This is a genomic window from Arthrobacter sp. 2YAF22_2, assembly GCF_052114645.1.
In the GTDB taxonomy this organism is placed as follows: Bacteria; Actinomycetota; Actinomycetes; order Actinomycetales; family Micrococcaceae; genus Arthrobacter.
This window is the reverse complement of sequence record NZ_JBFRFD010000438.1, coordinates 1-3,151: the sequence shown is the minus strand read 5'-3', so window position 1 is coordinate 3,151 and position 3,151 is coordinate 1. Positions and strand designations below refer to the sequence as shown.

The 3,151-nt window shown below is 64.1% G+C and carries 3 protein-coding genes and 2 pseudogenes; 3 read left to right on the top strand and 2 right to left on the bottom strand.

The genetic code is table 11. The features are described 5' to 3' along the window. A partial coding sequence (locus AB4Y86_RS15470; protein ID WP_441403079.1) for an ATP-binding cassette domain-containing protein occupies positions 1–738 on the top strand: 738 nt, incomplete at its 5' end. A 104-nt stretch (positions 739–842) separates the two neighbouring features. Continuing rightward, positions 843–1,802 (top strand): carbohydrate kinase family protein, encoded by a 960-nt coding sequence (locus tag AB4Y86_RS15465; RefSeq protein ID WP_441403078.1) that lies wholly within the window; start codon positions 843–845, stop codon positions 1,800–1,802. An 11-nt stretch (positions 1,803–1,813) separates the two neighbouring features. Here AB4Y86_RS15465 and AB4Y86_RS15460 read toward each other — a convergent pair. Continuing rightward, a pseudogene (locus tag AB4Y86_RS15460) lies at positions 1,814–2,167 on the bottom strand (transposase); the annotation flags it as partial. A gap of 98 nt (positions 2,168–2,265) precedes the next feature. Between AB4Y86_RS15460 and AB4Y86_RS15455 the strand changes: the two are divergent. After that, positions 2,266–2,481: pseudogene (locus AB4Y86_RS15455) on the top strand (AAA family ATPase); the annotation flags it as partial. A gap of 74 nt (positions 2,482–2,555) precedes the next feature. On the opposite strand, the gene AB4Y86_RS15450 reads toward AB4Y86_RS15455, so the two are convergent. After that, positions 2,556–3,151 (bottom strand): amino acid permease (locus AB4Y86_RS15450; protein ID WP_441403077.1); only part of this gene is annotated, 596 nt, incomplete at its 5' end.

The window sequence follows — 3,151 nt, the reverse complement described above, 5'->3', positions numbered from 1 at the left end:
GCCAGGAACCTCGTCAAGACCTTCGGCCGCGTCGTCGGCCTCGATGGCGTCAGCCTGGACCTCTACCCGGGTGAAGTGCTGGCCGTTATCGGCGACAACGGTGCCGGCAAGTCCACGCTGATCAAGTGCCTTACCGGCGCCGAAATACCGGACACGGGAGAACTTTACGTATCGGGGAAGCAGGTGCACTTCAAGCGACCGCAGGACGCCCGGGTCCACGGCATCGAAACGGTCTACCAGAACCTGGCCGTTTCCCCGGCACTCGATGTTGCCTCGAACCTGTTCCTCGGCCGTGAAGAGCGACTCCCCGGCCCCTTGGGGAGCCTGTTCCGGATGCTTGACACCAGAGGCATGCGCCGGAAGGCAAAGGAAGAGCTGACCCGCTTGGGAATCTCCACCCTCCAGGACGTCACAGTGCCGGTCGAAAACCTCTCCGGCGGACAGCGCCAGGCCGTCGCCGTGGCACGCGCCGCAGCGTTCGGTTCAAAGGTGGTAGTGCTGGATGAGCCGACGGCGGCACTCGGGGTTCGGGAATCGAACCAGGTCCTGCAACTGGTCCGGGACCTCCGGGACCGCGGGCTGCCGGTCATCCTGATCAGTCACAACATGCCCCATGTGTTTGACGTCGCGGACCGCATCCACATCCAGCGCCTCGGCAAGTGCGCCGCCACCATCACGCCGCAATCACACACCATGACCGACGCTGTTGCGATCATGACCGGTGCAGCCACCGCCTGAACAGCTGCCGCCTGCCACTAATCAGTCCGCGGACCCGGTTGATCGGTCCGCGGACTGACGTGGCTCGGACAGTCCCCGCCATCAGCTTCCACGAGAGACAGACTATGGATTACCTCAAGACAGCCCGCCACGACGCTCACCAGATACTCGACGTCATGGTGGTAGGCGAAGCGCTGATTGACGTGGTCACCACGTCACACGACAAAGTAGAACACCCGGGCGGCTCTCCGGCCAATGTCGCCTATGGACTCGGGCGCCTCGGCGTAGCCACCGGCCTGCTCACCGCCATCGCCCAGGACGCGCGGGGGACCATCATCGAAAACCATCTCCACAGCGCGGGCGTCATACTCCTGCCCGGATCAAAATCCCTCACCCGGACGGCATCGGCAACCGCAACCCTTGAACCCGACGGCTCCGCAAAGTACGACTTCGACATCACCTGGGACCTTGCCCCGAGAGCCCCCGCCTACTTCCCAAAAATACTGCACACCGGATCCATCGCCACCTTCCTTAATCCCGGCGCCGCCGCCGTGAAATCCCTGCTCGAACAGGCCCACAAACACTGCATGATCACCTATGACCCGAATATCAGGCCAGCCCTGCTCGGCAGCCACTTGGAAGCCAAAGCCACGTTCGAAGAACTCATACCTTTAACCGACGTCGTCAAACTCAGCGACGAAGACGCCCAGTGGCTTTACCCCCAAAAGAGCCTGGACGAGGCCGCAGCCCACATCCTCGGTTTGGGCGCCGGACTTGCCGTCATCACCAAGGGAGCAGAAGGCTCACAATTCACCACCCCCGCCGCTAACATCAGGATTCCTGCCGTGAAATCCAACGTCGCCGACACCATCGGCGCCGGGGACTCCTTCATGTCCGCCCTGATCCTGGGCTTTCTCACCCGAGGAACCGAAGGCTTCGCCCCGGCTGTCCTGGAGCAGCTCGGACACACCGCAACTGCAGCCGCGGCCATTACCGTACAGCGCCCGGGAGCGAACCCCCCGACCCTGGAAGAACTCAACACGGCAATAGGCGCCCACTCCGTTGCCCGATACGCGGTCTCCTGAAACACATCATTAATGGCGTCGATGAAGATCGCCGCGTAGACCTCGTCCAGCGGCCGGTTCTGCCAGGCCGCCATCTCCTCCAACACCCTGTCGGTGATCCGCGAGACCGTCTCCTTCGACACGGACGCACCATAGATCTCGGCGARGTGCGCGCTGACTTCCCCGGTGGTCAGGCCCTTGGCATAGAGCGAGAGGACCATCTCATCAACCCCCGTCAGGCGGCGCTGGCGCTTCTTGACGATGACCGGCTCGAACGTGCTGGCCCGGTCCCGCGGCACGTCCACCTCCACGGGGCCGGTCGTCTCCGTCAGCACCGTTTTCGGGCGGACCCCGTTGCGGGAGTTCGCGGTCTGCTTCCCGGCCGCGCGGCACAGCCTCAAGTGTTGCGGCCATATCGGGCTCCTTCCCGCCAGGCTTACCGCTTGGCGTGTCGAGCCGGATAAACCGTTAATTCCACAGTCCCGATCGGCACTGGAAACGGCTCGGCAGGTCCCTCGACCCGGACGACTTCACCGACGCCCAGGCAATAGCCGCAATCGAACGGATCACCCGCGGCAACTTCCGGCTCCTCGAACGACTCTTCCCCCAGATCACCCGTGTACTGAAGATCAACCAACTCGAAACCATCACCGACGACGTCATCGAAGCGGCCGCCAGCACCCTCGTCATTGGCAACTGACGACAAAGAGCGCCACCAGAACACCGCCAAAGAGCTCCGAAGTCCACACGCCATGTGGGTCCACAACACATAATTCAGTCGACGAGCACCGGCTGCTTGGCACTATCCGCAGATTCCACGACCGGCAAAACCTTCCCGTTCCGGTGGTGAAGCCAGTTCGCCACCGCCAGAAGTGCCACGAGGCCGAAGGTGCTCAGGAGCTGGGGACGGGAATCCTCGCCGATGAAGCCCACCGTGAAGATCGCCGCGAGGATCACCAGACCAAACACCGTGAGCCAGGGGAAGCCGGGCATCCGCAGGGGAAGTGCCGTTCCCTCGCGGTCGGCCCGGAGGCGCAGCGCGAGCTGGGCGAGGAGCGCGGACGTCCACACCAGCAGGCACGTCGAGCCCACAATGTTGAGCAGCACGGGAAGGACCTTCTCCGGGAAAGCCAACTCCAGCACAACCGTGACCACGCCGAAAGCGACGCTGGCCAGGACTGCGACAACCGGAACCCGGGCCTTGGACACGGAAGCCAGCAGGCGCGGAGCCTCACCGCGCTCCGCGAGGGAGTACGCCATCCGGGAGGCGCCGTAGAGGTTGGCGTTGAGCGCGGAAAGCAGTGCCGCCACAGCCACCAGGGTGATGGCGGTGGCCGCGCCGGGCATGCCGGCGGCGTCCAGCACGGCGG